Origin of the sequence: Streptomyces antnestii (assembly GCF_004005495.1) — a bacterium.
Taxonomy (GTDB): Bacteria; Actinomycetota; Actinomycetes; order Streptomycetales; family Streptomycetaceae; genus Streptomyces; species Streptomyces antnestii.
Genome location: NZ_RZYA01000003.1, coordinates 160,939 through 182,782, shown reverse-complemented (window position 1 = coordinate 182,782; position 21,844 = coordinate 160,939). Strand labels below are relative to the sequence as shown.

The 21,844-nt window shown below is 69.4% G+C and carries 20 protein-coding genes; 10 read left to right on the top strand and 10 right to left on the bottom strand.

The window, feature by feature from the left end; genetic code table 11:
- Positions 1–81: 81 nt before the first annotated feature.
- Together EOT10_RS08730 and EOT10_RS08725 are read left to right on the top strand one after the other, a co-directional pair.
- Positions 82–1,296 carry an MFS transporter gene (locus tag EOT10_RS08730; protein ID WP_127827512.1) on the top strand — a complete coding sequence of 405 codons (1,215 nt, stop codon included), beginning with the start codon at positions 82–84 and terminating at the stop codon, positions 1,294–1,296.
- A 109-nt stretch (positions 1,297–1,405) separates the two neighbouring features.
- Positions 1,406–1,831 carry a GlcG/HbpS family heme-binding protein gene (locus tag EOT10_RS08725; RefSeq protein ID WP_127827511.1) on the top strand — a complete coding sequence of 142 codons (426 nt, stop codon included), beginning with the start codon at positions 1,406–1,408 and terminating at the stop codon, positions 1,829–1,831.
- A 25-nt stretch (positions 1,832–1,856) separates the two neighbouring features.
- On the opposite strand, the gene EOT10_RS08720 is transcribed toward EOT10_RS08725, so the two are convergent.
- Entirely contained in the window at positions 1,857–2,723 is an 867-nt protein-coding gene (locus tag EOT10_RS08720) for a GNAT family N-acetyltransferase (protein ID WP_127827510.1), read from the bottom strand.
- 785 nt (positions 2,724–3,508) lie between these two features.
- On the opposite strand from EOT10_RS08720, the gene EOT10_RS08715 reads away from it, so the two are divergent.
- Complete coding sequence (locus EOT10_RS08715; protein ID WP_189491348.1) at positions 3,509–5,071, top strand: globin domain-containing protein; 1,563 nt, start codon at positions 3,509–3,511, stop codon at positions 5,069–5,071.
- A gap of 92 nt (positions 5,072–5,163) precedes the next feature.
- On the opposite strand, the gene EOT10_RS08710 is transcribed toward EOT10_RS08715, so the two are convergent.
- From EOT10_RS08710 to EOT10_RS08690, 5 genes are all read right to left on the bottom strand, one after another.
- Entirely contained in the window at positions 5,164–5,646 is a 483-nt protein-coding gene (locus tag EOT10_RS08710) for an NUDIX domain-containing protein (RefSeq protein ID WP_127827508.1), read from the bottom strand.
- A 59-nt stretch (positions 5,647–5,705) separates the two neighbouring features.
- Positions 5,706–6,611 carry a LysR family transcriptional regulator gene (locus EOT10_RS08705; RefSeq protein WP_127827507.1) on the bottom strand — a complete coding sequence of 302 codons (906 nt, stop codon included), beginning with the start codon at positions 6,609–6,611 and terminating at the stop codon, positions 5,706–5,708.
- A 237-nt stretch (positions 6,612–6,848) separates the two neighbouring features.
- Positions 6,849–7,985 carry a cystathionine gamma-lyase gene (locus EOT10_RS08700; RefSeq protein ID WP_127827506.1) on the bottom strand — a complete coding sequence of 379 codons (1,137 nt, stop codon included), beginning with the start codon at positions 7,983–7,985 and terminating at the stop codon, positions 6,849–6,851.
- Entirely contained in the window at positions 7,982–8,473 is a 492-nt protein-coding gene (locus EOT10_RS08695) for a low molecular weight protein-tyrosine-phosphatase (RefSeq protein WP_127827505.1), read from the bottom strand. The genes EOT10_RS08700 and EOT10_RS08695 overlap by 4 nt, the downstream gene beginning before the upstream one ends.
- 9 nt (positions 8,474–8,482) lie before the next feature.
- A complete protein-coding gene (locus EOT10_RS08690) occupies positions 8,483–8,860 on the bottom strand; it encodes a phage holin family protein (protein ID WP_127827504.1) in 378 nt (125 codons plus the stop codon).
- Between the two features lie 80 nt (positions 8,861–8,940).
- On the opposite strand from EOT10_RS08690, the gene EOT10_RS08685 reads away from it, so the two are divergent.
- From EOT10_RS08685 to EOT10_RS08670, 4 genes are all read left to right on the top strand, one after another.
- Complete coding sequence (locus EOT10_RS08685) at positions 8,941–9,258, top strand: cupin domain-containing protein (protein WP_127827503.1); 318 nt, start codon at positions 8,941–8,943, stop codon at positions 9,256–9,258.
- A 144-nt stretch (positions 9,259–9,402) separates the two neighbouring features.
- Positions 9,403–9,615: a DUF5326 family protein gene (locus tag EOT10_RS08680; protein ID WP_127827502.1), complete on the top strand. Its 213-nt coding sequence runs from the start codon at positions 9,403–9,405 to the stop codon at positions 9,613–9,615.
- Positions 9,616–9,969: 354 nt separating this feature from the next.
- On the top strand, positions 9,970–10,683 hold the full coding sequence (locus tag EOT10_RS08675; protein WP_127827820.1) for an IclR family transcriptional regulator: 714 nt from the start codon (positions 9,970–9,972) through the stop codon (positions 10,681–10,683).
- A gap of 100 nt (positions 10,684–10,783) precedes the next feature.
- Positions 10,784–11,245 carry an SsgA family sporulation/cell division regulator gene (locus EOT10_RS08670; protein ID WP_127827501.1) on the top strand — a complete coding sequence of 154 codons (462 nt, stop codon included), beginning with the start codon at positions 10,784–10,786 and terminating at the stop codon, positions 11,243–11,245.
- A 77-nt stretch (positions 11,246–11,322) separates the two neighbouring features.
- On the opposite strand, the gene EOT10_RS08665 is transcribed toward EOT10_RS08670, so the two are convergent.
- A complete protein-coding gene (locus tag EOT10_RS08665) occupies positions 11,323–12,675 on the bottom strand; it encodes a YibE/F family protein (RefSeq protein ID WP_127827500.1) in 1,353 nt (450 codons plus the stop codon).
- 220 nt (positions 12,676–12,895) lie between these two features.
- Between EOT10_RS08665 and thiC the strand changes: the two genes are divergently transcribed.
- Positions 12,896–14,680, top strand: a complete 1,785-nt coding sequence (thiC, locus tag EOT10_RS08660) for a phosphomethylpyrimidine synthase ThiC (RefSeq protein WP_127827499.1) — start codon at positions 12,896–12,898, stop codon at positions 14,678–14,680.
- 118 nt (positions 14,681–14,798) lie between these two features.
- On the opposite strand, the gene EOT10_RS08655 is transcribed toward thiC, so the two are convergent.
- The 3 genes from EOT10_RS08655 to EOT10_RS08645 form a co-directional block, all read right to left on the bottom strand.
- A complete protein-coding gene (locus tag EOT10_RS08655) occupies positions 14,799–15,671 on the bottom strand; it encodes a hypothetical protein (protein ID WP_127827498.1) in 873 nt (290 codons plus the stop codon).
- Between the two features lie 183 nt (positions 15,672–15,854).
- Positions 15,855–17,120 (bottom strand): metallophosphoesterase family protein, encoded by a 1,266-nt coding sequence (locus EOT10_RS08650; RefSeq protein ID WP_223280909.1) that lies wholly within the window; start codon positions 17,118–17,120, stop codon positions 15,855–15,857.
- Positions 17,121–17,324: 204 nt separating this feature from the next.
- Positions 17,325–18,437: a LacI family DNA-binding transcriptional regulator gene (locus tag EOT10_RS08645; RefSeq protein WP_127827496.1), complete on the bottom strand. Its 1,113-nt coding sequence runs from the start codon at positions 18,435–18,437 to the stop codon at positions 17,325–17,327.
- Between the two features lie 436 nt (positions 18,438–18,873).
- Between EOT10_RS08645 and hisC the strand changes: the two genes are divergently transcribed.
- Complete coding sequence (gene hisC / locus EOT10_RS08640; protein WP_127827495.1) at positions 18,874–19,953, top strand: histidinol-phosphate transaminase; 1,080 nt, start codon at positions 18,874–18,876, stop codon at positions 19,951–19,953.
- A gap of 335 nt (positions 19,954–20,288) precedes the next feature.
- Positions 20,289–21,827: a cytochrome ubiquinol oxidase subunit I gene (locus EOT10_RS08635; RefSeq protein ID WP_127827819.1), complete on the top strand. Its 1,539-nt coding sequence runs from the start codon at positions 20,289–20,291 to the stop codon at positions 21,825–21,827.
- Positions 21,828–21,844 lie beyond the last annotated feature (17 nt).

Genomic DNA, 21,844 nt, shown 5'->3' with positions numbered 1-21,844 from the left:
CCGCGCTTGCAAGTGATGCGCGTCTGCAAGTATTGTGAACGCACGTAAAGTGCACCTGCAACAGTCTGGGAAGGTGAATCCATGCCTCTCGCGCTTCTGGCTCTCGCGATCGGGGCCTTCGGGATCGGAACCACGGAATTCGTGATCATGGGGTTGCTCCCCGAGGTCGCGGGCGATTTCGGAGTCTCCATCCCCACGGCCGGGCTTCTGGTCACCGGCTACGCCCTCGGCGTCATGTTCGGCGCCCCGCTCATGACCGTTCTGGGTACCCGTATCTCGCGCAAGCGGATGCTGCTGCTCCTGATGGGCCTGTTCATCGTGGGCAATCTGCTGTCCGCGGTGGCGCCCGTATTCGCCGTGATGCTGATCGGCCGGGTCGTCGCCTCACTCGCCCACGGAGCCTTCTTCGGCATCGGCGCGGTCGTCGCGGCCGAACTCGTCGCCCCCGAGAAGAAGGCCGGAGCCATCGCCATGATGTTCACCGGTCTGACCGTGGCCAACGTCGTCGGTGTCCCCTTGGGCACCCTGATCGGCCAGAACATCGGCTGGCGGGTCACCTTCGTGGCCGTCGCCGCGCTCGGAGTCCTCGGACTGCTCGGCATCGCCAAGCTCGTCCCCGACCTGCCCAAGGCCGACGGCGTCCACCTGCGGCACGAGCTCGCGGCCTTCAAGAACGTCCAGGTCCTGCTGGCCATGGCGATGACGGTGCTCGGCTTCGGCGGAGTCTTCGCCGCGATCACCTACATCGCACCGATGATGACGAACGTCGCCGGCTTCGCCGACACGTCGGTGACCTGGCTCCTCGTCCTGTTCGGCCTGGGCATGGTCGCGGGCAACCTGATCGGCGGCAGGTTCGCCGACCGCAAGCTCATGCCGATGCTGTTCGTCGCCCTGAGCGGGCTGGCCGTCGTACTCGCCCTGTTCACGCTGACCGCCCACAACAAGGTCCTGGCCGCGATCTCCGTCGCACTGATCGGGGCCCTCGGCTTCGCGACGGTGCCGCCGCTGCAGAAGCGGGTCCTCGACCACGCCCACGGCGCCCCGACTCTGGCCTCCGCCGTCAACATCGGTGCTTTCAACCTCGGCAACGCCCTCTCGGCCTGGCTCGGCGGACTCGTCATCGCCGCGGGCCTCGGCTACACCGCCCCCAACTGGGTCGGCGCCGCACTCGCCGCCGCCGCGCTGGTCCTGGCGGTCGTGTCCGCCGGCCTGGAGCGCGGATCCTGGGTCTCGAGTCCGGTCATCGCGAGCGCGACGCCGGAAGCGGGCCGCCGGACGGAGCCCGCGCACCGCTGAGCGACCCGCGCCACGTCCGCTCCGAATCCCACCCCGCAGGGCCAGCGCCGTCCCCGCACTCCCCATACCTCAGGCTTCCCCGGCCGCCCCGCAAGGAGACTCCCCTCCCATGAGCACCACCGCCACCGCCGTCGCCCCGCTCACCATTCAGGACGCCGAGATCCTCGTCTCGGCCGCTCGCCGTGCGGCCGAGGCCTCCGGAGTGAGCGTCAGCGTCACCGTCCTCGACGCCGGTGGCCACCTGCTCGCCTTCCGCCGCGACGACCGGGCCGTCCTCATCTCCGGCGAGACGAGCACCCGTAAGGCCTACACCGCGCTCCAGCTCGACGCACCGACTGCGGACCTCGTCGACCTGGTCAAGCCCGAGGGGCCCTTCCACAGCCTGCCCACCGCCCTCGACAAGCCGTTGCTGTTCATCGCGGGCGGCGTCCCCCTTCACCGCGACGGCCGCCTCATCGGCGCCGTCGGTGTCGGTGGCGGCGCACCGGAGCAGGATCACGGATTCGCCGTCGCGGCCCTGTCGGAACTCGTCTGACATTCCACGAGGCGTGACCCGTCGGTCAGCCCGCGGCGACCGTCAGGGGCGCGAAACGGCGGGTCCAGTCTCCAGGGAGATCCGGGGTGCCAAAGGTCATGACGGCGTTGAAGCTCAGCGACTCCACGCCTCGCTCCTTGATCCACGTCAGCAGTTCCTCGTGGCGGACGTCGATGTCGGTACGCAGAGGGCGGTCCGTACCGGCGGCGAGGGAGGTCACGAGAGCCTTCGCCGTCGCGGTGTCGCGAGCGATCAGCGGGCCGACGACGTGGGTGTCCATGTTGGGCCACGCGGCCGCGTAACCGATGAGCTCACCGTCGTCCTCGGCCACTCGCAGCTGGTCGGCAAACGCCGGGAGGCGAGTGAGGATGTGCGTGCGGTCGGTGCCGAAGACCTCTCCGTCCAGCCGCAGGATGGCCGAGAGGTCCTCCGCAGTGGCCGCGCGTGTGGCCACCGACGGCGTGTGCCCGCCGGGAGTGAAGTGTCCGCAGACCATTTCCGCGCGCCCGATGACCTTGAAGCCCAGCTCCTCGTAGAGCGGGCGGCCGTACGGGGTCGCGTGCAGGGTGAGCGGTGTGGCGCCCGCCTGCTCGACGACGTGGTGCATGAGGCGGCGGCCGATGCCGCGACGGGCGTGGCGTTCGGCGACGAGCACCATGCCGATGGCGCTCAGCGTAGGCCTCCTCGGCGGGCCGTAGTCGGTCACCACGCAGGCGGTCACCAGGCCCCCGTCGGGATCGTCGATGCCGTAGCCGGTGCCGGCCGCGAGCAGCAGACCCCACTTGTGTTCCTCGCGGGGCCAGCCGCGGTCCTCGGAGAGGTCGGCGCACGCGGCGAGGTCGCGCGGGGTGAGCCGGCGAATGGGCAGGTCGGGGAGGGGAGGTGTCGACACGCAGGTCAGGCTGTCGGATGCGGCCACTCCGCGTCCACCGCTTTGCGGGCGGCAGGTTGTTGCTTTCGGCCACGTGCGACGAGGGTGGCCCGACGGGTGCGGTGGCGCCGTTTCACGTGAAACACGGCGCCCTTCGATGAGCCCGTCGACCCGGTGGGCGTTCTCACAGTGTCGAGATAAACATGGAGATCACGAATCGGACTTGTGAAGAATTCGAGGTGATCGGCGTCGATGGCACTGGCTATGGCGACCCGCTGTCTGACGTGGGACTTTTCGGTGTGGTGCCTGTATCGGTCGCGGTCCAAGCGGATCAGCACGTCGCAGGTCTGACGACGCACTCGTCTACCGGACGTGATCTGAGTGAGGCGTACGAATTGGTGCGGCACGCCCGCTAATTGAGGGATTGCAGCGGCATATCGCATGTCGAATTCCCCGCCGGGTCAGGGGGACTTGTGCGTTCGTCGGCTGCCGGTAGGGTCGACCCCGGTTCACGGCAGGGGCGCAGGGCGCGCAACCCAGGTCACGCACGCAGGCCAGACAGCCTAACCGGACGGAGAGATCGAAGACCTGCACTTTCGGCTAAGCGGCCCGCGCGGTCACGGCGGATGGCACCCTGCGAGAAGGAACTGCGGGCAATGTCACATTCCTTCCTTACTTGTCCGTAGCCGTCGCGAATGCGGGTTCACTTGGGCCGCCGCATTCTGGCGCGGCAGAACGGGGAAAGATCGACTTCCGAGCGCGGAAGTACGCAGACCGACCGATTGATGTTCGAGGCGAGGCACAGCATGGACGCTCCGACCACTACGTCGGCCGACTCCGGCGGCGGGGGCGGTTGGTTCACGCCGCGCAAGACGCCGCCCCCCGGCACGAGCACGGACCAGGAGGCGCCGTCCGAGGGGCGCAAGGTCACCCCGATACGGCCCGTCGGCCGCTCCGAGCGCATAGCCGACGACCGATCCGAGACGGTGCCCGCGCAGAGCGCCGCCCCAGCAGCGGAAGCAGCCCCCCAGGCGAGGCCCACGCCGGCCCCCGCCGCTCAGACCGCGACGGTCCCCGGCCCGCGCCCGCGGCAGGCCACTCAGGACGGGAACGCGCGCCCCTCCCAGCCGTCACCGGCCCCGACGGCGCGTCCCCACGCCGATCAGCAGGCACCGAGCGGGAACGCCGATCACGCACCCCGGGCCGCACAGCAGGCCCCCAGGGCGGAGGCCCCCGCCCGCCCCGAGCCCGAGGCTTCCCCCGACACCCGGCTCATCCGGCGCACGCTGCAGGAAGTCGGCCCGGACGCGGACAAGGTCACCTCGTACTTCTACGCGCTGCTCTTCGTGAGGCACCCCGAACTGCGGCCGCTGTTCCCCGCCTCGATGGACACCCAGCGCGACCGGCTCCTCAAGGCGCTGCTGACGGCGGCCGAGCACGCCGACAACAAGGACGTCCTCGTCCCGTACCTGAAGAACCTCGGCCGCGGGCATCGCAAGTACGGCACGCAGCCCGAGCACTACCCCGCGGTCGGCGAGTGCCTGATCGGCGCTCTGAGCCGGTACGCGTCGACGACCTGGGACGGGGAGACGGAGGCGGCCTGGGTCCGCACGTACACGACGATCTCCCAGGTCATGATCGACGCCGCGGCGGAGGACGAGCTGCGCGCGCCCGCGTGGTGGTACGCGGAGGTGGTCTCGCACGACCTGAGGACCCCGGACATCGCCGTGGTCACGGTCCGGCCCGACCAGCCGTACCCGTTCCTCGCCGGGCAGTACACAAGCCTGGAGACGCCGTGGTGGCCGCGGATCTGGCGGCATTACTCCTTCGCCTCGTCGCCCCGCTCCGACGGGCTGCTCTCGTTCCATGTGAAGGCGGTTCCGGCCGGCTGGGTCTCCAACGCGCTCGTGCACCGCGCCCGCCCCGGTGACGTGCTCCGCCTCGGACCGCCCGCCGGTTCGATGACGGTGGACCACAACTCCGACAGCGGCCTGCTCTGCCTGGGTGGAGGCACCGGGATAGCGCCCATCAAGGCCCTCGTCGAGGATGTCGCCGAGCACGGTCATCGGCGCCCGGTCGAGGTGTTCTACGGCGCCCGCACCGACCACGACCTGTACGACATCGACACGATGCTGCGCCTCCAGCAGAGCCACCCATGGCTGGCGGTCCGCCCGATCATCGACCAGAGGGCCCACCTGCAACTGCCCGACGCGGTGCGCGAGTACGGCCCGTGGAACGAGTACGACGCCTATCTGTCAGGCCCGCCCGGCATGATCCGCAACGGGGTCGACGCCCTGCGGGACATCGGGATCCCGCGGTCCCGGATTCGCCACGACTCCGTGGAGGAACTGGTCGCGACCGGCAGCTGAGTGCGGCGGCGGAGAGCCGCCACGCTCACCGGGCACCAGCTCGCTCGGGCCCGGCGCCAGTCGCCTCGCTGAGCCTCGCCCGGCCCGCCCCCTCAGCCCAGATCCGGCGCGTGCATCGCCCGTACACCCTCGATGTTGCCGTCCAGGTAGTGCCGCAGTGAGAGCGGTACGAGGTGGACCGAGGCGATGCCGACGCGGGTGAACGGGACCCGCACGATCTCGTACTCGCCGCACGGCTCCTCGATCTCGGGGCCGTGCCGCTGGCTCAGGTCCATGGATTCGAGCCGGCAGACGAAGAAGTGCTGGACCTTCACGCCGGTGGCACCGCCGTCCTCGCCGATGTGCTCGATGGTGTCCACGAAACAGGGCACCACATCGAGGATCTTGGCGCCGAGTTCCTCGTGGACCTCGCGATGCAGGGCGTCGACGACGGTCTCGTCCTCGGGCTCGACCCCGCCACCGGGCGTCAGCCAGTACGGATCCATGCCGGGCTTGGTCCGCTTGATCAGGATCAGGTCGTCGCCGTCGAGCAGGACGGCGCGTGCGGTGCGCTTGACCACGGGTCGGACGGTCATGGGAGAAATGTGGCCCCGCCAGTTCCACGTGAAACATTCCGTACCGTCCTGGCCCCGGGTCAGCACCAGTCGACGGCCGTGCGCAGCAGCCACTCGTGCGCCCGCGCGATGTGCGGCATGGCCAGCGTGCCGGTCCGTACGACGAGGAAGTACGTGCGCAGCGGAGGCACCGCGGGATCGAGCAGCGCCACCACCTCGCCGCGCTCCAGAGCCGGCGCGCAGAGGTAGCGCGGCAGCACCGAGAAGCCCGCGCCCGCGATCGTGCAGGCGAGCACCGCGCGGAGGTCGGGCACGATGACCGTGCCCGACGCGGCAGGGCGGGAGTCGAAGACGGCGGCCCAGTAGCGGGCGACGAACGGCAGCGACTCGTGCGCCTCGACCAGCGGCAGATCCTCCAGGGCGGCCGCGCCGTTGCGGCGCAGGGTGCCGGGCCCTATGCGGGCGGCCCACTGGGGCGACGCGAGCAGGACGTGCTCCTCGTCGCAGAGCGCAGTCGCCGTGAGCAGTGCGCCGCGTGGGCGGGCCGTCGTGATGGCCAGATCATGGTGTCCGGCGCTCAGCCCCTCCAGGACCTCCTCCGCGTTGCCGAACGAGGCGCGCAGCGCGAAGCCCTGGCCGTCGTCGTGGGTGAGGGCGGTGAGGGCGGGCAGCGCGCGCTCGGCGGTGAACTCCGGGGGCCCCGCGAGATGCAGCGTTCGGACCGGCGACTCCTCGTCGATCCCGGTCTCGGTGATCTCCACGAGGGCGTCGAGGTGAGGAGCGGCCTTGTGGGCGAGTTCGTCACCGATGGAGGTGGGAGTCACGCCCCGCGCCTGGCGCAGGAAGAGGGGGCGGCCCAACTGCCGCTCCAGGGTGCGGATCTGGGAGGTGACGGCGGGCTGCGAGAGGCCGAGCAGCGCCGCGGCCCGTGTGAAGGAGCCCGCCCGGTGCACGGTCACGAACGTGCGCAGCAGGGCGAGATCCATGGCGGTGTCCTCCCCTCGCGGCCCCCCGGGTCGGCCCCAACTATAAATATGTCGATAGGTCTCTGTCGCTACCGTGATTGGACACTGACACAGAGTCAACTAGCCTTATGCGCGCGGTTCTTAGTGCGTAGAACCGGGACGGTCCGAGCCACGAGGGGGGAGGCTCGGGCCGTCCGTTGCGTGTGGCCGGGAGGTGTCGCGGGGCCACGGCGGGCGGGGAGAGGCCCGTGAAAGCCCCTAGGCGGCCGCCTCGTCGAGTGCGCGCAGCACATCGGCCACCAGGTCCTCCGAGTCCTCGGCGCCTGCGGAGAAGCGAATGAATCCCTCCGGGACGTCGTCGCCGCCCCATCGTCGACGGCGCTCGGCCGTGGACCGGACCCCGCCGAAACTCGTCGCGTCGTCCACCAGTGTCAGGGCCGCCATGAAGCGCTCGGCACGCGCGCGCGTGGGCAGCGTGAAGGAGACCACGCATCCGAAGCGCCGCATCTGGCGCGCGGCGACCGGGTGTGAGGGATCGTCGGGCAGACCCGGGTAGCGCAGATCCCGGACGTCGTCGCGGTCGCGCAGGGCGCGGGCGAGGGTGAGCGCGTTGGCGTTCTGCCGCTCGGCCCTGAGCTGGAGCGTGGCGAGCGAGCGATGGGCGAGCCAGGCCTCCATCGGGCCCGGAATCGCTCCGACGATCTTGCGCCATCTCCGCACCGAGGCGGTCAGCTCCGCGTCACGGCAGGTCACGTAGCCGAGCAGGATGTCCCCGTGGCCGGTGAGCTGCTTGGTGCCGCTGGCCACGGAGAAGTCGGCCCCGAGCTCCAGGGGGCGCTGCCCGAGCGGTGTGGCCAGGGTGTTGTCCACCGCGACCAGGGCGCCACGCGCGCGTGCCGCTTCGGCGAGCCGGCGCACGTCGCACACGTCGAGGCCGGGGTTCGACGGCGTCTCGATCCACAGGAGTCTCGCGCCGTCCAGGACGTCGAGCTGGGCGTCGCCCGCCGTGGGAGCGGTGCGGACCTCGATGCCGTACGCCGTGAGCTGTTCGCGGACGAGCGGGAACACCTGGTAGCCGTCGCTCGGCAGCACGACCGTGTCGCCGGCCCTGAGTTGTGAGAACAGCACGGCCGAGATGGCGGCCATCCCCGACGCGAAGACGAGGGTCTCGACGTCCTCGTGGCCCGGCGCCTCCAACTCGCCGATGGCCCGCTCGAGGTGGGTCCACGTCGGGTTGTCGTCCCGGCCGTAGGTGTAGGGCCCCGAGACATCACCTGGCAGGTGGAAGTGTGCGGCGAAGACAGGGCCCGGGAGCGTCGGCTCGTTCTTGTGAGCCTCGGGGAGTCCCGCCCGCACGGCGCGCGTGCCGTCGCCCACCTGTGCCGATTCCGTCATGCCGGTTGTCCCTCCGCCGCCGCGCGCACCGCGTCGAGCAGGCCCTCGCTCGCATTCTCGACCATGCGCAGGCACTCCTCGAAGCCGTCGATGCCTCCGTAGTACGGGTCCGGCACATCCGGATCCGCCCCCGCCGACGGATCGTACGAGCGCAGCAGCCGCACTTTCTCCGCGTCCTCGGGTGTCGGTGCCAGGCGGCGCAGGATACGGAGATGGCCGGAGTCGAGTGCGATCACGAGGTCGAGGCCGGCGAACCACGAGGCGCGGAACTGGCGGGCCGTGTGGTCCGACTCGTAGCCGCCGTCCTCGAGCACCGAGACGGTGCGCGGGTCGGCGCCGTGGCCCTCGTGCCAGCCGTCGGTGCCCGCGCTGTCCACCTCCACGAGGCCGTCGAGACCCGCCTCCTCGACCCGCGCGCGGAAGACCGACTCGGCCATGGGCGAACGGCAGATGTTGCCGGTGCAGACGAAGCACACACGGAAGGACATCGGCCGGGCTCAGTCCTCTTCGGGCAGGACGACGTTCAGCGCCCAGGAGACGACCGAGATGATCAGGCCGCCGAGGACGGCGGTCCAGAAGCCGTCGACGTGGAAGCTCAGGTCGAGCTGGTCGGCCACCCACGAGGTCAGCAGCAGCATCAGGGCGTTGACCACGAGCGTGATCAGGCCGAGCGTCAGTATGAACAGCGGGAACGTGAGGACCTTCACGATCGGCTTCACCAGGAAGTTCACGAGGCCGAAGATCAGCGCCACCACGAGCAGCGTGCCGGCCTTCTTGCCGGTGCTGTCACCGGTCAGCGTGATCTTGTCCAGCACCCACACCGCGACGGCCAGGGCCCCCGCGTTGGCGATCGTCTTGACTACGAAATTCTTCATGTGTGTGATCGTGGCAGACGAGACGGGATCGCGAGAGTGGCCGAGCGAGGTCGCTCACGGGTAAGGGGCGGACAAGAGGGATGAAGGCATTCCGGCTGGACGAACTGGAAGCGGAGCGCGCCGCGAACGACGGCGCCTATCTGCAGTTCCTGCGCGAACGGAACATGTCGGTCGGGCTGTACGCGCTCGACGCGGGGGACCAGGACCCGCAGCGGCCCCATGAGCAGGACGAGGTGTACCTCGTGGTCAGCGGCCGCGCGTCGATCACCGTCGGTATGGAGACGACCCAGGTGGCGCGCGGCAGCGTCGTGTACGTGCCGGCCGGGGTCACGCACAAGTTCCATCACATCAGCGAGGACCTGCGGGTTCTGGTGGTGTTCTCTCCGCCTGAGAGCTGAGGGCGCGTCTCGGGGTTCCCTAGGGGGTCGCTCAGGGAACGACAAGGGGTCCGCGGCCCCCACAGGGCCCCTCGGCATGCCAGCATCGAATGCAGAAGCCGTATCGAAGCGGTGCGGCTCGGGAGAGAGGCAAGGACGATGGCGGTGCGAGAGATTTTCGCGGGTATGCCGTGGTGGGTTAAGTGGGTCGCGGTGCCGGTCATCGCCCTGGTCGTCTTCGGCGGGCTGATAGCCAGCGTCGTGGGCTTCGTGATCGGTCTGCTCTTCAAGGTGCTGGTCTTCGTGGCTCTGGTGGGTGGACTCATCTACGTCGTACGGAAGTTCATGGCCGGCTCGTCCTCGCGCAGCGACTGGTAGCACCGGGCACCCGCACCCGGCAACAACGGTTCGCTCGCGCGGGGGAAGTTTCCCCGCACGGCCTTCTTGAAGCGGTGGCCAGGGCTAGAGTCCGGAACTCGACAGCCGCACCCCCGTGATTCCCGAGAAGCGGGGGGACCCCACGCGCTTCGGGAGTGAATCTTGGTCACGGCTGAACCGCTTTCCGCCGCCCCGTTGTCCGCCGGTACCGCATCCTCCGACATCGCATCCCCGAACACCAGGATCCCCGACCCGGCGCGCCCCTCCCTGGGCTGTCGCCCGCACGCCTACGACGAGGCTCACGCCGAGGGCCCGACGGGCGCGCCCACCCTCATCGGCTCCGTCCAGCGCGCGATGCGCCTGCTCGAGGCCGTCGCCTCGCACGACGACGGCGCGCCCGCCAAGCAGCTCGCCCGGGAGGCCGGCCTCGCGCTCCCCACGGCGTACCACCTGCTGCGCACGCTCGCCCACGAGGGTTATCTCCGCAAGGAGAAGGGCCTGTTCATGCTCGGTGCGGCGGCCGAGCGGCTGAGTAGCAGCGGAGCGCAGCAGAATCGTCGCGGCATGATCACCGATGCCCTGCAGCACTGGCGCGACGCCATCGGCGTCCCCGTGTACTTCGCCGTCTACCGCGAGGGCGAGATCGAGGTCGTGGCCGTCGCCGACACGCCCGGGAATCCCGCGGTCGCGGAATGGGCCGACTTTCGCGAGACGGGACACGCGCACGCGATCGGCCAGTGCCTGCTCGCCCAGCTCGACGACGAGGGCCGGCGCGACCACCTCGACCGCTACCCCGCGTATTCGATCACCCCGTACTCGGTGCGCGACGGCCGCACGCTGCTGCGCCGCCTTGACGGACTTGGGCGGATGCAGCCTGTGGTGGAGCGTCAGGAGTACGCGCTGGGCACGGTCTGCGCCGCGTTTCCCATCACCGTGGGGTCCACCGCGGCGACGATGGCGGTCTCGCTCCCCTCCCATCAGGCCGGTCGTCTGCTGCCCGTGGCGCGGCAGTTGCAGACCGAAGTGGGCAAGCTCGTCGGGACACTCGCCTTCTCTATCAGCATCTGAAAACTCACTCCTTGTGATCTCGCATGTACGTTAAGCAAGATGCGAAGAGTGCCGGGATGGTTGGTCCCGGCCGATCGACGGCAAATTGACGGGGTAGGCGATGCGCGAGTCGGTACAGGCAGTACAAGCAGAGGTCATGATGAGCTTCCTCGTCTCCGAGGAGCTCTCCTTCCGCATCCCGGTGGAGCTGCGCTACGCCGCCGCTGATCCCTACGCCGTGCGGCTGACCTTCCACCTGCCCGGGGACGCCCCGGTGACCTGGGCCTTCGGCAGGGAGCTCCTGGTGGACGGGATCGCGCTCCCCTGCGGCGACGGCGATGTGCGTATCGAGCCGGTGGAGCTGACGGGCAGTCCGGGCGAGATGCCGGGCGAGGTGCACATCCGGCTCCAGGTTGGCGGTGACCAGGCGCTGTTCCGAGCGGGCGTCGCCCCCCTCATCGCGTTCCTCGACCGCACCGACAGGCTCGTCCCGCTCGGCCAGGAGCGGGCGCTCGCCGACTTCGAGACCCACCTCGACGAGGCACTCGACCGGATCCTCGCCGAGGAGCAGAGCGCGGGCTGACCCCACCGGGATTCCCCGAACGATCAACTGATGTAACGCTTCAGCAGACCGGCGCGCCCCTGGGGTGCCCGCGGGGTTCAGCGCTTGCGGCGCCGGCCCCTTCCTCCGCGTGCCGGACCGGCCGCGGCAGGAGCCGGGGATCCCGGTCGGTCGGCGGAGACCACCAGAGCCGCGAGCGCGGTCGTCACCGGCACCGAGGCGACCAGACCGATCGAGCCGACCAGGGTCCGGACGATCTCCTCCGCCACCAGCTCACTGTTGGCGACGGCGCCCACACTGCTCTGCGCGATCGAGAAGAGCAGCAGCAGCGGCAGCGCCGCGCCCGCGTATGCCAGGACCAGCGTGTTGACCACGGACGCGATGTGGTCGCGGCCGATGCGGATGCCCGCGCGGTACAGCCCGCGCCGGCCCATCGTCGGGTCCGCCTGATGCAGCTCCCACACGGCCGACGTCTGCGTGACCGTCACGTCGTCCAGTACACCGAGCGAGCCGATGATGACGCCGGCGAGCAGCAGACCGCTCATGTCGATGGACGGGTAAAGGCCGTGGATCAGGCCCGTGTTGTCGTCGGTGTTGCCCGTCAGCGCGGCCCAGCCGATGAACAGTGAGCCCAGCAGGCCGATCAGGAGCAGCGACACGAGCGTGCCGAGCACCGCCACCGACGTGCGCGCCGTCAGACCGTGGCATGTGTAGAGCGCGATCAGCATGATGGCGCTCGCCCCGACCACCGCCACCACCAGCGGATTCGAGCCCTGGAGGATGGCGGGCAGGATGAAGAAGGTCAGCACCATGAAGCTGACGGCCAGGGCGACGAGCGCCATGAGGCCCCGCAGCCGCCCCACGACGACGACGGCCAGCGCGAAGATCCCGGCCAGCAGAGCCATCGGGAACCTGCGGTTCACATCGGTGACCGAGTACTGGAGTTCCTTGGGCGCGTCGGGCGCGTAGGCCACGATCACCTTCTGCCCGTCGTGGAACTGCCGCGGTGAGTCCGGCTGCACGATCTCCGTGAACGTTCGGCCCGTGTCCTTGCCGCCGTCGACGCGGACCGTCGCCTTCTCGCACATGCCCTTCGCCTGCTGCGTGGCCGAGCGGCCCTCGGCGGTCGACGTGTCGCCGGTGGGGGTGTCGCCCGAGGCGTTCACGGACTTGCAGTCGACCTTGTCGACGCGCGTGACGGTGGCTTGCTGCGTCTGCCGGTCGAAGCCGACGCCCGTACGGGCATGGGGTGGGGCGCCGCCCGGCCAGAGCACCACGAGGCCGACGACGACCGCCACGGAGAACGGGATGAGCACCGCGGCGATGACCTTGCGCAGATGCTTGGAGACGGGCGCGGCGGGGCCGTGGCTGTGGCTGTGTCCATGGCCTGAGTGCCCCTGATTCTGCGGGGGATGAGGCGGCGGATGCGGAGGCTGCTGCGTGCTGGTCACCGCCCGATCATCGCAAGAACGACAGGGGCGCTCTGGTCAGCACGCCAGAATTGGCGCTAGCGTGGGGGCACCTTTGCACACGCGGGAGCTCGGAGCACCGGGCTGAGAGGGCGCTGACCTCCGCTTCGGCGATGTTTCACGTGGAACATCGTCCGACGGAAGCCGCTGCGTCGACCGCCGAACCTGTTACCGGGTAATGCCGGCGTAGGGAGTAGGTCTCATGACCACATCGGACGCACGCACGCCTGCCTCCAACCTGTCCGCAGAGACGGGCGAGGCCGGGAAGTCCATCGGCTGGCACAAGGGGTACGTCACGGGCTCACGCCCCGACCTCCAGGTGCCGGTCCGCCAGGTGCACCTCACCAACGGCAAGGCGGTCACGCTCTACGACACGTCCGGGCCGTACACCGATCCGACCATCGACACCGATGTCCGCAGGGGTCTCGCGCCGCTGCGGGAGAACTGGATCATCGGCCGCGGCGACACCGAGGAGTACGCGGGCCGCCCGGTCCGTCCCGAGGACGACGGGATCAAGCACACCGCGCCGCGCGGCGGTCTGCGTAACCTCGACGCGGTCTTCCCCGGCCGCCCCCGGCAGCCGCGCCGCAGCCGGGACGGTCAGGCGGTGACGCAGCTCGCGTACGCCAGGCGCGGGGAGATCACGCCCGAGATGGAGTACGTGGCCATCCGGGAGAACGTGGAGGCAGAGGTCGTCCGCGAGGAGATCGCCGCGGGCCGGGCCGTCCTGCCGGCCAACGTCAATCACCCGGAGATCGAGCCGATGATCATCGGCAAGCGGTTCCTGGTGAAGGTCAACGCCAACATCGGCAACTCCGCGGTCACTTCGTCCATCGAAGAAGAGGTGGAGAAGATGACCTGGGCGACCCGCTGGGGCGCCGACACGGTCATGGACCTCTCCACCGGCCGCAACATCCACACCACCCGCGAATGGGTCCTGCGCAACTCCCCCGTCCCGATCGGGACCGTCCCTCTCTACCAGGCGCTGGAGAAGGTCGACGGCCGCGCCGAGGAGCTGACCTGGGAGATCTACAAGGACACGGTCATCGAGCAGGCCGAACAGGGCGTCGACTACATGACCGTCCACGCGGGCGTGCGGCTGCCGTACGTCCCGCTCACCGCGAACCGCAAGACGGGCATCGTCTCGCGCGGCGGCTCGATCATGGCGGCCTGGTGCCTCGCGCACCACAAGGAGAGCTTCCTCTACGAGAACTTCGCGGAGCTCTGCGAGATCCTCGCGGCGTACGACGTCACGTACTCGCTGGGCGACGGCCTGCGGCCTGGTTCGATCGCCGACGCCAACGACGAGGCGCAGTTCGCCGAGTTGAAGACGCTCGGGGAGCTCAACACCATCGCGAAGAGCTTCAACGTGCAGACGATGATCGAGGGCCCCGGGCACGTCCCGATGCACAAGATCAAGGAGAACATCGACCTTCAGCAGGAGGTGTGCGAGGAGGCCCCCTTCTACACACTCGGCCCGCTGACCACCGACATCGCACCGGCCTACGACCACATCACCTCCGGCATCGGAGCCGCGATGATCGCGTGGTGGGGCACGGCGATGCTCTGCTACGTCACGCCCAAGGAGCACCTGGGCCTGCCGAACCGCGACGACGTCAAGACCGGCGTCATCACCTACAAGATCGCGGCCCACGCGGCGGACCTCGCCAAGGGGCACCCGGGCGCCCAGGACTGGGACGACGCGCTGTCCGACGCGCGGTTCGAGTTCCGCTGGGAGGACCAGTTCAACCTGGCCCTCGACCCGGACACGGCACGGGAGTTCCACGACGAGACCCTCCCGGCCGAGCCCGCGAAGACCGCCCACTTCTGCTCCATGTGCGGGCCGAAGTTCTGTTCCATGAAGATCTCCCAGGACATCCGCCGCGAGCACGGCGGGACGAAGAGGGAGATCGAGGAGGGCATGGCGGAGAAGTCCAAGGAGTTCGCCGCCGCCGGCAACCGGGTCTATCTGCCGCTCGCGGACTGACCGCGACCGCACACGCCTGAGCGGGGCGCTCATACTTGAGCGCCCCGCCTTGGCGGAAGTACCCCGCGCCCTGATCCGGCCTGATGCGACCCATCCGGCCTGATCCGAACGAAAGACCCTAGTCCGGCTGGTGGTCCGGGCCTCCGAAGTCGGGACTCGTGAAGTCCGGGCTCGAGTAGCTCGGGCGCGGGCCGCCGGTTGACCCTCCGTCGGAGGACGGGCTACTGAACCCGGGCCTGTTGTAACCGAGGTGCGGCATACGGCCCGCGGCCGAGGGAGGACCCCCGCGGGTCGCGGGTGCCGCCGGTGGATCCGCGAGCGCCTCTCGGAGGAACGGCAGGATGCCGCGCTCCAGGAGCACCAGGCACCAGGCTTCTCTGGCCCTGTCGACCTCCTCGCTCGACTCGCTGTGCGCGCCGGCCTGCAGGGAGGTCGCGCCGTTGCGCAGCGCGGTGAGCAGCAGGCCGACGCCGGCGACGAGGATGCCCGCCGCCGTGAGCGCGCCGAACACCCAGCCGGCCGTCAACAGGGTCTGGGCGAAGGCCGGCTGAGGATTGAGCATCTTCAGGACGTAGCCGACCAGCAGGAAGATCACGGCGGCCGTGCCGGCGAGCACGGGAGCGAGCACCGCGACCACCGCTATGGCGCCGGCCCCGGCGGGCTCGGCCACCTCTCCCAGGGTGGCGGCCAGGCCGATCGCGCCTCCGCCGGACTCGGCCGGACCGCCTTCCTCGCCCGGCGTGTGCACGGGCCGCGGCGAGGCGCGCAGTTCCGCGCGGACCTTCACGTAGTGCTCGTACTCGGTCGCGGCCGCGGCCGCGATCAGCGCGGTGGCGTTGAGCGCCATGGTGCGTAGTTGTTCGGGGTTGAGCCGCTGACCCACTGCGGCGAGTTCAGGTCGGTCGGGTGCGGTACGCAGCGCCTCATCGAGGATCCGCTCGAACTCGGGGCGGTCCTCGTTCAGCAGGTGCGGAGCGCTGTTCATGTGCATCCCCCGATGCTCCGTAGGGCTTGGGGGCTCGCATGGTTACGAGCCGTCGGGCAGAAACGGAGGGGAGCCTGCTACGGATAAGCCGATGGTAGAGCGGCGACGGCACGCGGTGACAGGGGGTTTCCCGAATTCGGCCCGGTGGCCGACCTGTGCCCCCGTGCCTGGCGCCTGCCCGGGGAACTGCTAGCTATCCATGGGCAGTTGCTGGACCAGCAGCTTTCCGGCCATGGTCACGCCGCCGTCCATCGCGAGCGCGAGTCCGCCCGCGTACAGGTGCGGGCCCTCGACCAGGGGCCGGCTGTCCTCGGAGCCGTCCGCCGCGTCCTCGGTGCCGACCTCGCCGAGGAGGTAGGGGATGGGGCTGTGGCCGTGGACGACGCGTGTGCCGCCGTAGGTGCCGAGGAGTTCGCGCACGGCGTCCGGTCCGGATTCGTCGCGGAAAGCGAAGCGCTTGGTGAACTTGCGGAAGAGGTCCCAGCACTCGTCCGCGTCGTTACGCGTGAGGGTCTCGCGGACCGTGTCGTTGACCGCCTCGATGGAGTCGCCGTAGTCGAGGTACGTGGTGGTGTCGGAGTGCATCAGGAGGTGGTCGTCCTCGAGCTCGATCGCGTCGAGCCGGGACATCCACTGCAGATGGACGTCCTGGAGGCGGTCCATGTCCGACTTCTGCCCGCCGTTGAGCAGCCAGGCCGCCTGGAAGGTGGCGGTGCCCGCGCCCGAGTTGACCGGGGTGTCGCCGAAGCGCTTGGCGCCCAGGAGGAGCAGTTCGTGGTTGCCCATGAGGGCCTTGCAGTAGCCGCCGGCGGCCGCGGCCTCCGCGGACAGCCGCATCACGAGGTCGATGACGCCGATGCCGTCGGGCCCGCGGTCGGTGAAGTCGCCGAGGAACCACAGCCGGGCGGTGCCCGCCGACCAGTTGCCCTCGGCGTCGATGAGGCCCTTCTCGTGCAGGGCCGTGGTCAGCTCGTCGAGGTAGCCGTGCACGTCGCCGACGACGTACAGCGGACCGGGCCCCGCCGGGTCGCCGCCCGGCCGGGGCGCGGGCTCGGTGTCGAGCTGCACCTGGACCGTGTCACCGCGCTTGATGACCGGCAGGTCGCGCTGGGTGGGCGTGTACCCCTCGGGCTCGTCGGTCATGGGGACCTGGGCGGCCGGCTCCGCGAAAGAGGACTCCGCGAAAGAGGGCTCTGCGTAGGAGGGCTCGGCGTAAGAAGGTTCCGCGTACGAGGGCTCCGGGTACGGGCCGTCCTCGTACGAGGCGTCCTTCCGCCTGGGATCCGACGACGCCTGAACCGGCGCCGAAAGGACGGGCGCCTCCAGGTCGGGGCCGGGCTCCTGGACGTATGCCGGTACGTCGTGGACGTACGCGGGAACGCGGAAGTCGCGCAGCGTCGCCGTGCGCACCTCGGGTCCCTGACCGGCCCCCTGAGTCATCGACCCCTCCACCACCATTGCGCCGCCTCTGCACCCGATCCGCCTGCCTGGTCGCAGCGGCCCGCGGTGTCGTGCGCCCATCATAGGAATGCGGCTCGCGCTGTGTGATGCACCAGGGGTGGTGAATCGGATCCGGTCGGCAGTTCACCATGCTTTTCTCCCGAATTGGTACGGGCTTTTCCGGGTGGCCTTCGGGAAGGACCACCCGGAAGCCGTCGTTCAGCCCTTGCCCGGGGAGCGGGGCGGGCTGACCGTGGTGCGCGGCGGACGGCGCTGGGACGAGGTCCTGACGATGAGTTCCGTCGGTATCACCTGCTCGACCGGCCGGTCCGATGCGACGCCTTCGATGGCGTCGATCAGAAGCTGGACGACCGCGGTGCCGATCCGGCGCGGTTTGAGGGAGAGGGTGGTGATGGGCGGTTCTGTGGTGGCGTACACGGTCGATTCACTGCAGCAGACGAGCAGCAGATCGTCGGGGACACGCAGGCCGTACCGGCGGGCGGCGGCGAGCAGGTCCGTGCCGTTGGGGTCGAAGAGTCCGTACACGGCGTCGGGCCGGTCGGGGCGGGCCAGCAGCCGGTCGGCGGCGACGGCTCCCGCGCACGGGTCGTGCGCGGGATAGGACTCGTACACGGGTTCCTGTCCGATCCGTTCGCACCAGTGCAGGTACGCGGAGGTGGACAGATGGGTGTACGTGTCCGTCGTCGTGCCGGTGAGCAGTCCGATGCGGCGGGCCCCCGCGGCGGCGAGGTGGTCGAGGATGCCGAGGACGGCGGCCTCATGGTCGTTGTCGACCCAGGCGGTGACGGGGAGGGTGCCGGCGGGGCGCCCGTCCGAGACAACGGGCAGGCCCTGGCGGACCAGCTCGGTGACGACCGGGTCATGGTCGGAGGGGTCGATGACGACGGTGCCGTCGAGGGCAACGTTCGACCAGACGTCATGGCGTGAGGTGGCGGGCAGGATGACTAGGGCGTAGCCGCGGGCGAGCGCCGCCGAGGTGGCGGCTCTCGCCATTTCCGCGAAATACGCGAATTCTGTGAAGGTGAAAGGTTCGTCCCCGTAGGTCGTCACGGTCAGGCCGATGAGGCCCGACTTGCCGGTACGGAGCGTTCGGGCCGCCGCGGAGGGGCGATAGCCCAACCGGTCGGCGACCTCGCGGACATGGCGTCGGGTGGCGTCCGGGAGCCGGCCCTTACCGTTGAGCGCATCGGAGACAGTCGTGATGGAGACCCCGGCGGCGGCGGCAACGTCTCTGATGCCTGCCCGTCCTGGCCGGGTGCCCCGGCGGGTGGTCTCGGCCCGGCTCACCTGGTGCTTCCCTGCTGCTGTCATGGCGAGCCGATAGTAGGGCTCATGCGGCGGGGTGGCGGGAATGCATATGCACACGTTGACAGGCACGTTTCTGCAAGGCTTATCGGGGTCAAAAGCCTTGGAAATCAAGGGAGTTGGGCGATTCCGCGCTAGGACGTCCTTTGTTGGTGCGTATGGGCCTGCCAAGTCGGCGATGTTGCGAGTAGGTCTCAACTCACCTTCACGGGGGACGCGCGCCACGGCGCGAGCCACCGGCGCGCGACGATTCAGGGAGCGCTCCCCCTTCTCTGTACGCCTTCGCCGGGTCCGCCTCCGTACGCCTTCGCCGGGTCCGCGGCCGTCGTCACGGGTCGGGCCGGTCGACGGGCCCGATGTCGCTGGCCCTGGACCATTGGGGTCTGCCGCGAATCCTCTTAAGGTGAGCAGTATTGAAATGGTGGTCGCGAGGAGGACTGCGGTGAGCGAGACGAGCCCCAAGCTGCGTGCCGAGCTGGAAGGCATCCCCACCTACAAGCCGGGCAAGCCTGCCGCGGCCGGTGGCCCGGTGGCGTACAAGCTGTCCTCGAACGAGAACCCCTATCCGCCGCTGCCCGGGGTCATGGAGAGCACCGTCGCGGCGGCCGGCTCCTTCAACCGCTACCCGGACATGGCCTGCACCGGGCTGATGAACGAGCTGGCGGAACGGTTCGCGGTGCCGGTCACGCACCTGGCCACGGGCACCGGCTCGGTCGGTGTCGCGCAGCAGCTGCTCCAGGCGACGAGCGGACCCGGCGACGAGGTCATGTACGCCTGGCGGTCCTTCGAGGCGTACCCGATCATCACGCAGATCTCCGGCGCCACGGCGGTGCAGGTGCCGCTGACGCCGGGCGAGGTCCACGACCTCGACGCCATGGCCGACGCGATCACCGACCGCACGCGTCTGATCTTCGTGTGCAACCCGAACAACCCGACGGGCACCGTGGTGCGCCGGGCCGAGCTGGAGCGGTTCCTGGACCGGGTGCCGAGCGATGTCCTGGTCGTGCTCGACGAGGCGTACCGCGAGTTCATCCGTGACGCCGAGGTGCCGGACGGCGTCGAGATCTACCGGAACCGTCCGAACGTGGCGGTGCTGCGGACGTTCTCCAAGGCGTACGGCCTCGCGGGTCTGCGTGTCGGCTTCGCCATCGCCCACGAGCCGGTGGCGGCCGCGCTGCGCAAGACGGCCGTGCCCTTCGGCGTGAGCCAGCTCGCCCAGGACGCGGCCGTCGCCTCGCTGCGGGCCGAGGACGAGCTGCTCGGCCGGGTCGGCTCGCTGGTGTGCGAGCGCACGCGCGTGGTCGAGGCGCTGCGGTCGCAGGGCTGGACCGTGCCGGAGACGCAGGCGAACTTCGTGTGGCTGCGGCTCGGGGAGCGCACGATGGACTTCGCGGCGGCGTGCGAGCGGGCTGGTGTGGTCGTGCGGCCGTTCGCCGGCGAGGGCATGCGGGCCACGATCGCGGAGACCGAGGCCAACGACGTCTTCCTGAACACGGCGGCGGCGTTCCTCAAAGAGCTGTAGTCCCAAGGACCTGTAGTCCCAGGGAGCCGTAGTCCCAAGGGCCGCAGCCCGGGGGTCGCGGTCCAGGGGCCGCAGCCACGGGGGTTTGTGGCTCAAGAGACTTTGGTTCCAAGGGCTGTGGCCCGGGTGGCCTTGGTTTCGTGCTCAGGATGAGGTGGGGGTTCCCTGAAGTAAGGGGGACCCCCCTTCTGCTGTCCGGGGGCTGTAGTACATAATGCTTGTGAATGTGAACGCGTTCACAAGCGTGTCCCGGTTATCCGTAGATCAGTGGATTTAAGGGGCAGACTGCCGCTGTGACCACGGCGACGTAAGGAGATGACGCAGTGGACTCCACCATGGTGATGGCCCTTGCGCCGGAAACTCTGGCGCGATGGCAGTTCGGCATCACGACCGTCTATCACTTCTTGTTCGTCCCCCTGACGATCTCCCTCGCCGCCGTGACGGCGATCCTGGAGACGGCCTGGGTGCGTACGGGCAAGGAGCACTACCTCAGGGCGACCAAGTTCTGGGGGAAGCTGTTCCTGATCAACATCGCCATGGGTGTCGTGACCGGCATCGTGCAGGAGTTCCAGTTCGGCATGAACTGGTCCGACTACTCGCGCTTCGTCGGCGACATCTTCGGCGCCCCGCTCGCGTTCGAGGCGCTGATCGCCTTCTTCTTCGAGTCGACCTTCATCGGTCTGTGGATCTTCGGCTGGGACAAGCTCCCGAAGAAGCTGCACTGCGCCACGATCTGGATGGTGTCCATCGGCACGATCCTGTCGGCGTACTTCATCATGGCCGCCAACTCGTTCATGCAGCATCCGGTCGGTTACCGGATCGTGGAGCGGGACGGCGTCAAGCGTGCCGAACTGACCGACTTCGTCGCCGTGCTCACGCAGGAGACGGTGCTCGTCAACTTCTGGCACGTCATCAGCGCGTCCATCCTGGTCGGCGGCGCGTTCCTGACCGGCATCGCGATCTTCCACCTGCGCAAGAAGCAGCACATCCGCACCATGCGGATGTCGCTGCGCCTCGGCCTGGTCACGGCCATGGTCGGCACGCTCCTCACCGTCGTCAGCGCGGACACGCTCGGCAAGGTGATGTACGAGCAGCAGCCGATGAAGATGTCGGCCGCGGAGGCGCTGTGGGACAACGAGAAGCCCGCGCCGTTCTCGCTCTTCGCGTACGGCGATGTCTCCAAGGGCCACAACACCGTGGCCATCGAGATCCCCGGAATACTGTCCTTCCTGGCCAAGAACAACTTCAACGCCGAGATCCCCGGCATCAACGACATCAACAAGGCGGAGCAGGACAGCTTCGGACCCGGCGACTACCGGCCCAACATCCCCACCGCCTACTGGTCGTACCGCTGGATGATCGGCTTCGGCGGGGTCTCGATGGCCCTGTGCACGGCGGGTCTGTGGCTCACCCGGCGCAAGTTCTGGCTGGCGCCGGCGCACCGCACCGGTGAGGACGACGTCCCCAAGCTGATGCTCACCAAGAACAAGGAGCTGACGCCGAAGCTGGGCAACTGGTGGTGGCGCCTCTCGCAGTGGACGCTGATCTTCCCGCTCATCGGCATCTCCTGGGGCTGGATCTTCACCGAGACCGGGCGCCAGCCCTGGGTGGTCTACGGCGTGCTCAGGACCCGGGACGCGGTCTCCCCCGGGGTCTCGCAGGGCGAGGTCATCACCTCCCTGATCGTGTTCACGCTCATCTACGCGATCCTCGCCGTCATCGAGGTGAAGCTGATGGTCAAGTACGTCAAGCAGGGTCCGCCCGAGCTCACCGAGGCCGACCTCAACCCGCCCACCAAGATCGGCGGCCCGGGATCCGGAGCGGATTCCGGCGACGCTTCCGATGCCGACCGGCCCATGGCCTTCTCGTACTGAGACTGAGGAGCTGCTGA

Coding starts and splice junctions, on each gene's coding strand:
- EOT10_RS08730 (WP_127827512.1), top strand. CDS start 82: ATGCCTCTCGCGCTTCTGGCTCTCGCGATCGGGGCCTTCGGGATCGGA.
- EOT10_RS08725 (WP_127827511.1), top strand. CDS start 1,406: ATGAGCACCACCGCCACCGCCGTCGCCCCGCTCACCATTCAGGACGCC.
- EOT10_RS08715 (WP_189491348.1), top strand. CDS start 3,509: ATGGACGCTCCGACCACTACGTCGGCCGACTCCGGCGGCGGGGGCGGT.
- EOT10_RS08710 (WP_127827508.1), bottom strand. CDS start 5,646: ATGACCGTCCGACCCGTGGTCAAGCGCACCGCACGCGCCGTCCTGCTC.
- EOT10_RS08705 (WP_127827507.1), bottom strand. CDS start 6,611: ATGGATCTCGCCCTGCTGCGCACGTTCGTGACCGTGCACCGGGCGGGC.
- EOT10_RS08700 (WP_127827506.1), bottom strand. CDS start 7,985: ATGACGGAATCGGCACAGGTGGGCGACGGCACGCGCGCCGTGCGGGCG.
- EOT10_RS08695 (WP_127827505.1), bottom strand. CDS start 8,473: ATGTCCTTCCGTGTGTGCTTCGTCTGCACCGGCAACATCTGCCGTTCG.
- EOT10_RS08690 (WP_127827504.1), bottom strand. CDS start 8,860: ATGAAGAATTTCGTAGTCAAGACGATCGCCAACGCGGGGGCCCTGGCC.
- EOT10_RS08685 (WP_127827503.1), top strand. CDS start 8,941: ATGAAGGCATTCCGGCTGGACGAACTGGAAGCGGAGCGCGCCGCGAAC.
- EOT10_RS08675 (WP_127827820.1), top strand. CDS start 9,970: ATGCGCCTGCTCGAGGCCGTCGCCTCGCACGACGACGGCGCGCCCGCC.
- EOT10_RS08670 (WP_127827501.1), top strand. CDS start 10,784: ATGCGCGAGTCGGTACAGGCAGTACAAGCAGAGGTCATGATGAGCTTC.
- thiC (WP_127827499.1), top strand. CDS start 12,896: ATGACCACATCGGACGCACGCACGCCTGCCTCCAACCTGTCCGCAGAG.
- EOT10_RS08655 (WP_127827498.1), bottom strand. CDS start 15,671: ATGCACATGAACAGCGCTCCGCACCTGCTGAACGAGGACCGCCCCGAG.
- EOT10_RS08645 (WP_127827496.1), bottom strand. CDS start 18,437: ATGACAGCAGCAGGGAAGCACCAGGTGAGCCGGGCCGAGACCACCCGC.
- EOT10_RS08635 (WP_127827819.1), top strand. CDS start 20,289: ATGGTGATGGCCCTTGCGCCGGAAACTCTGGCGCGATGGCAGTTCGGC.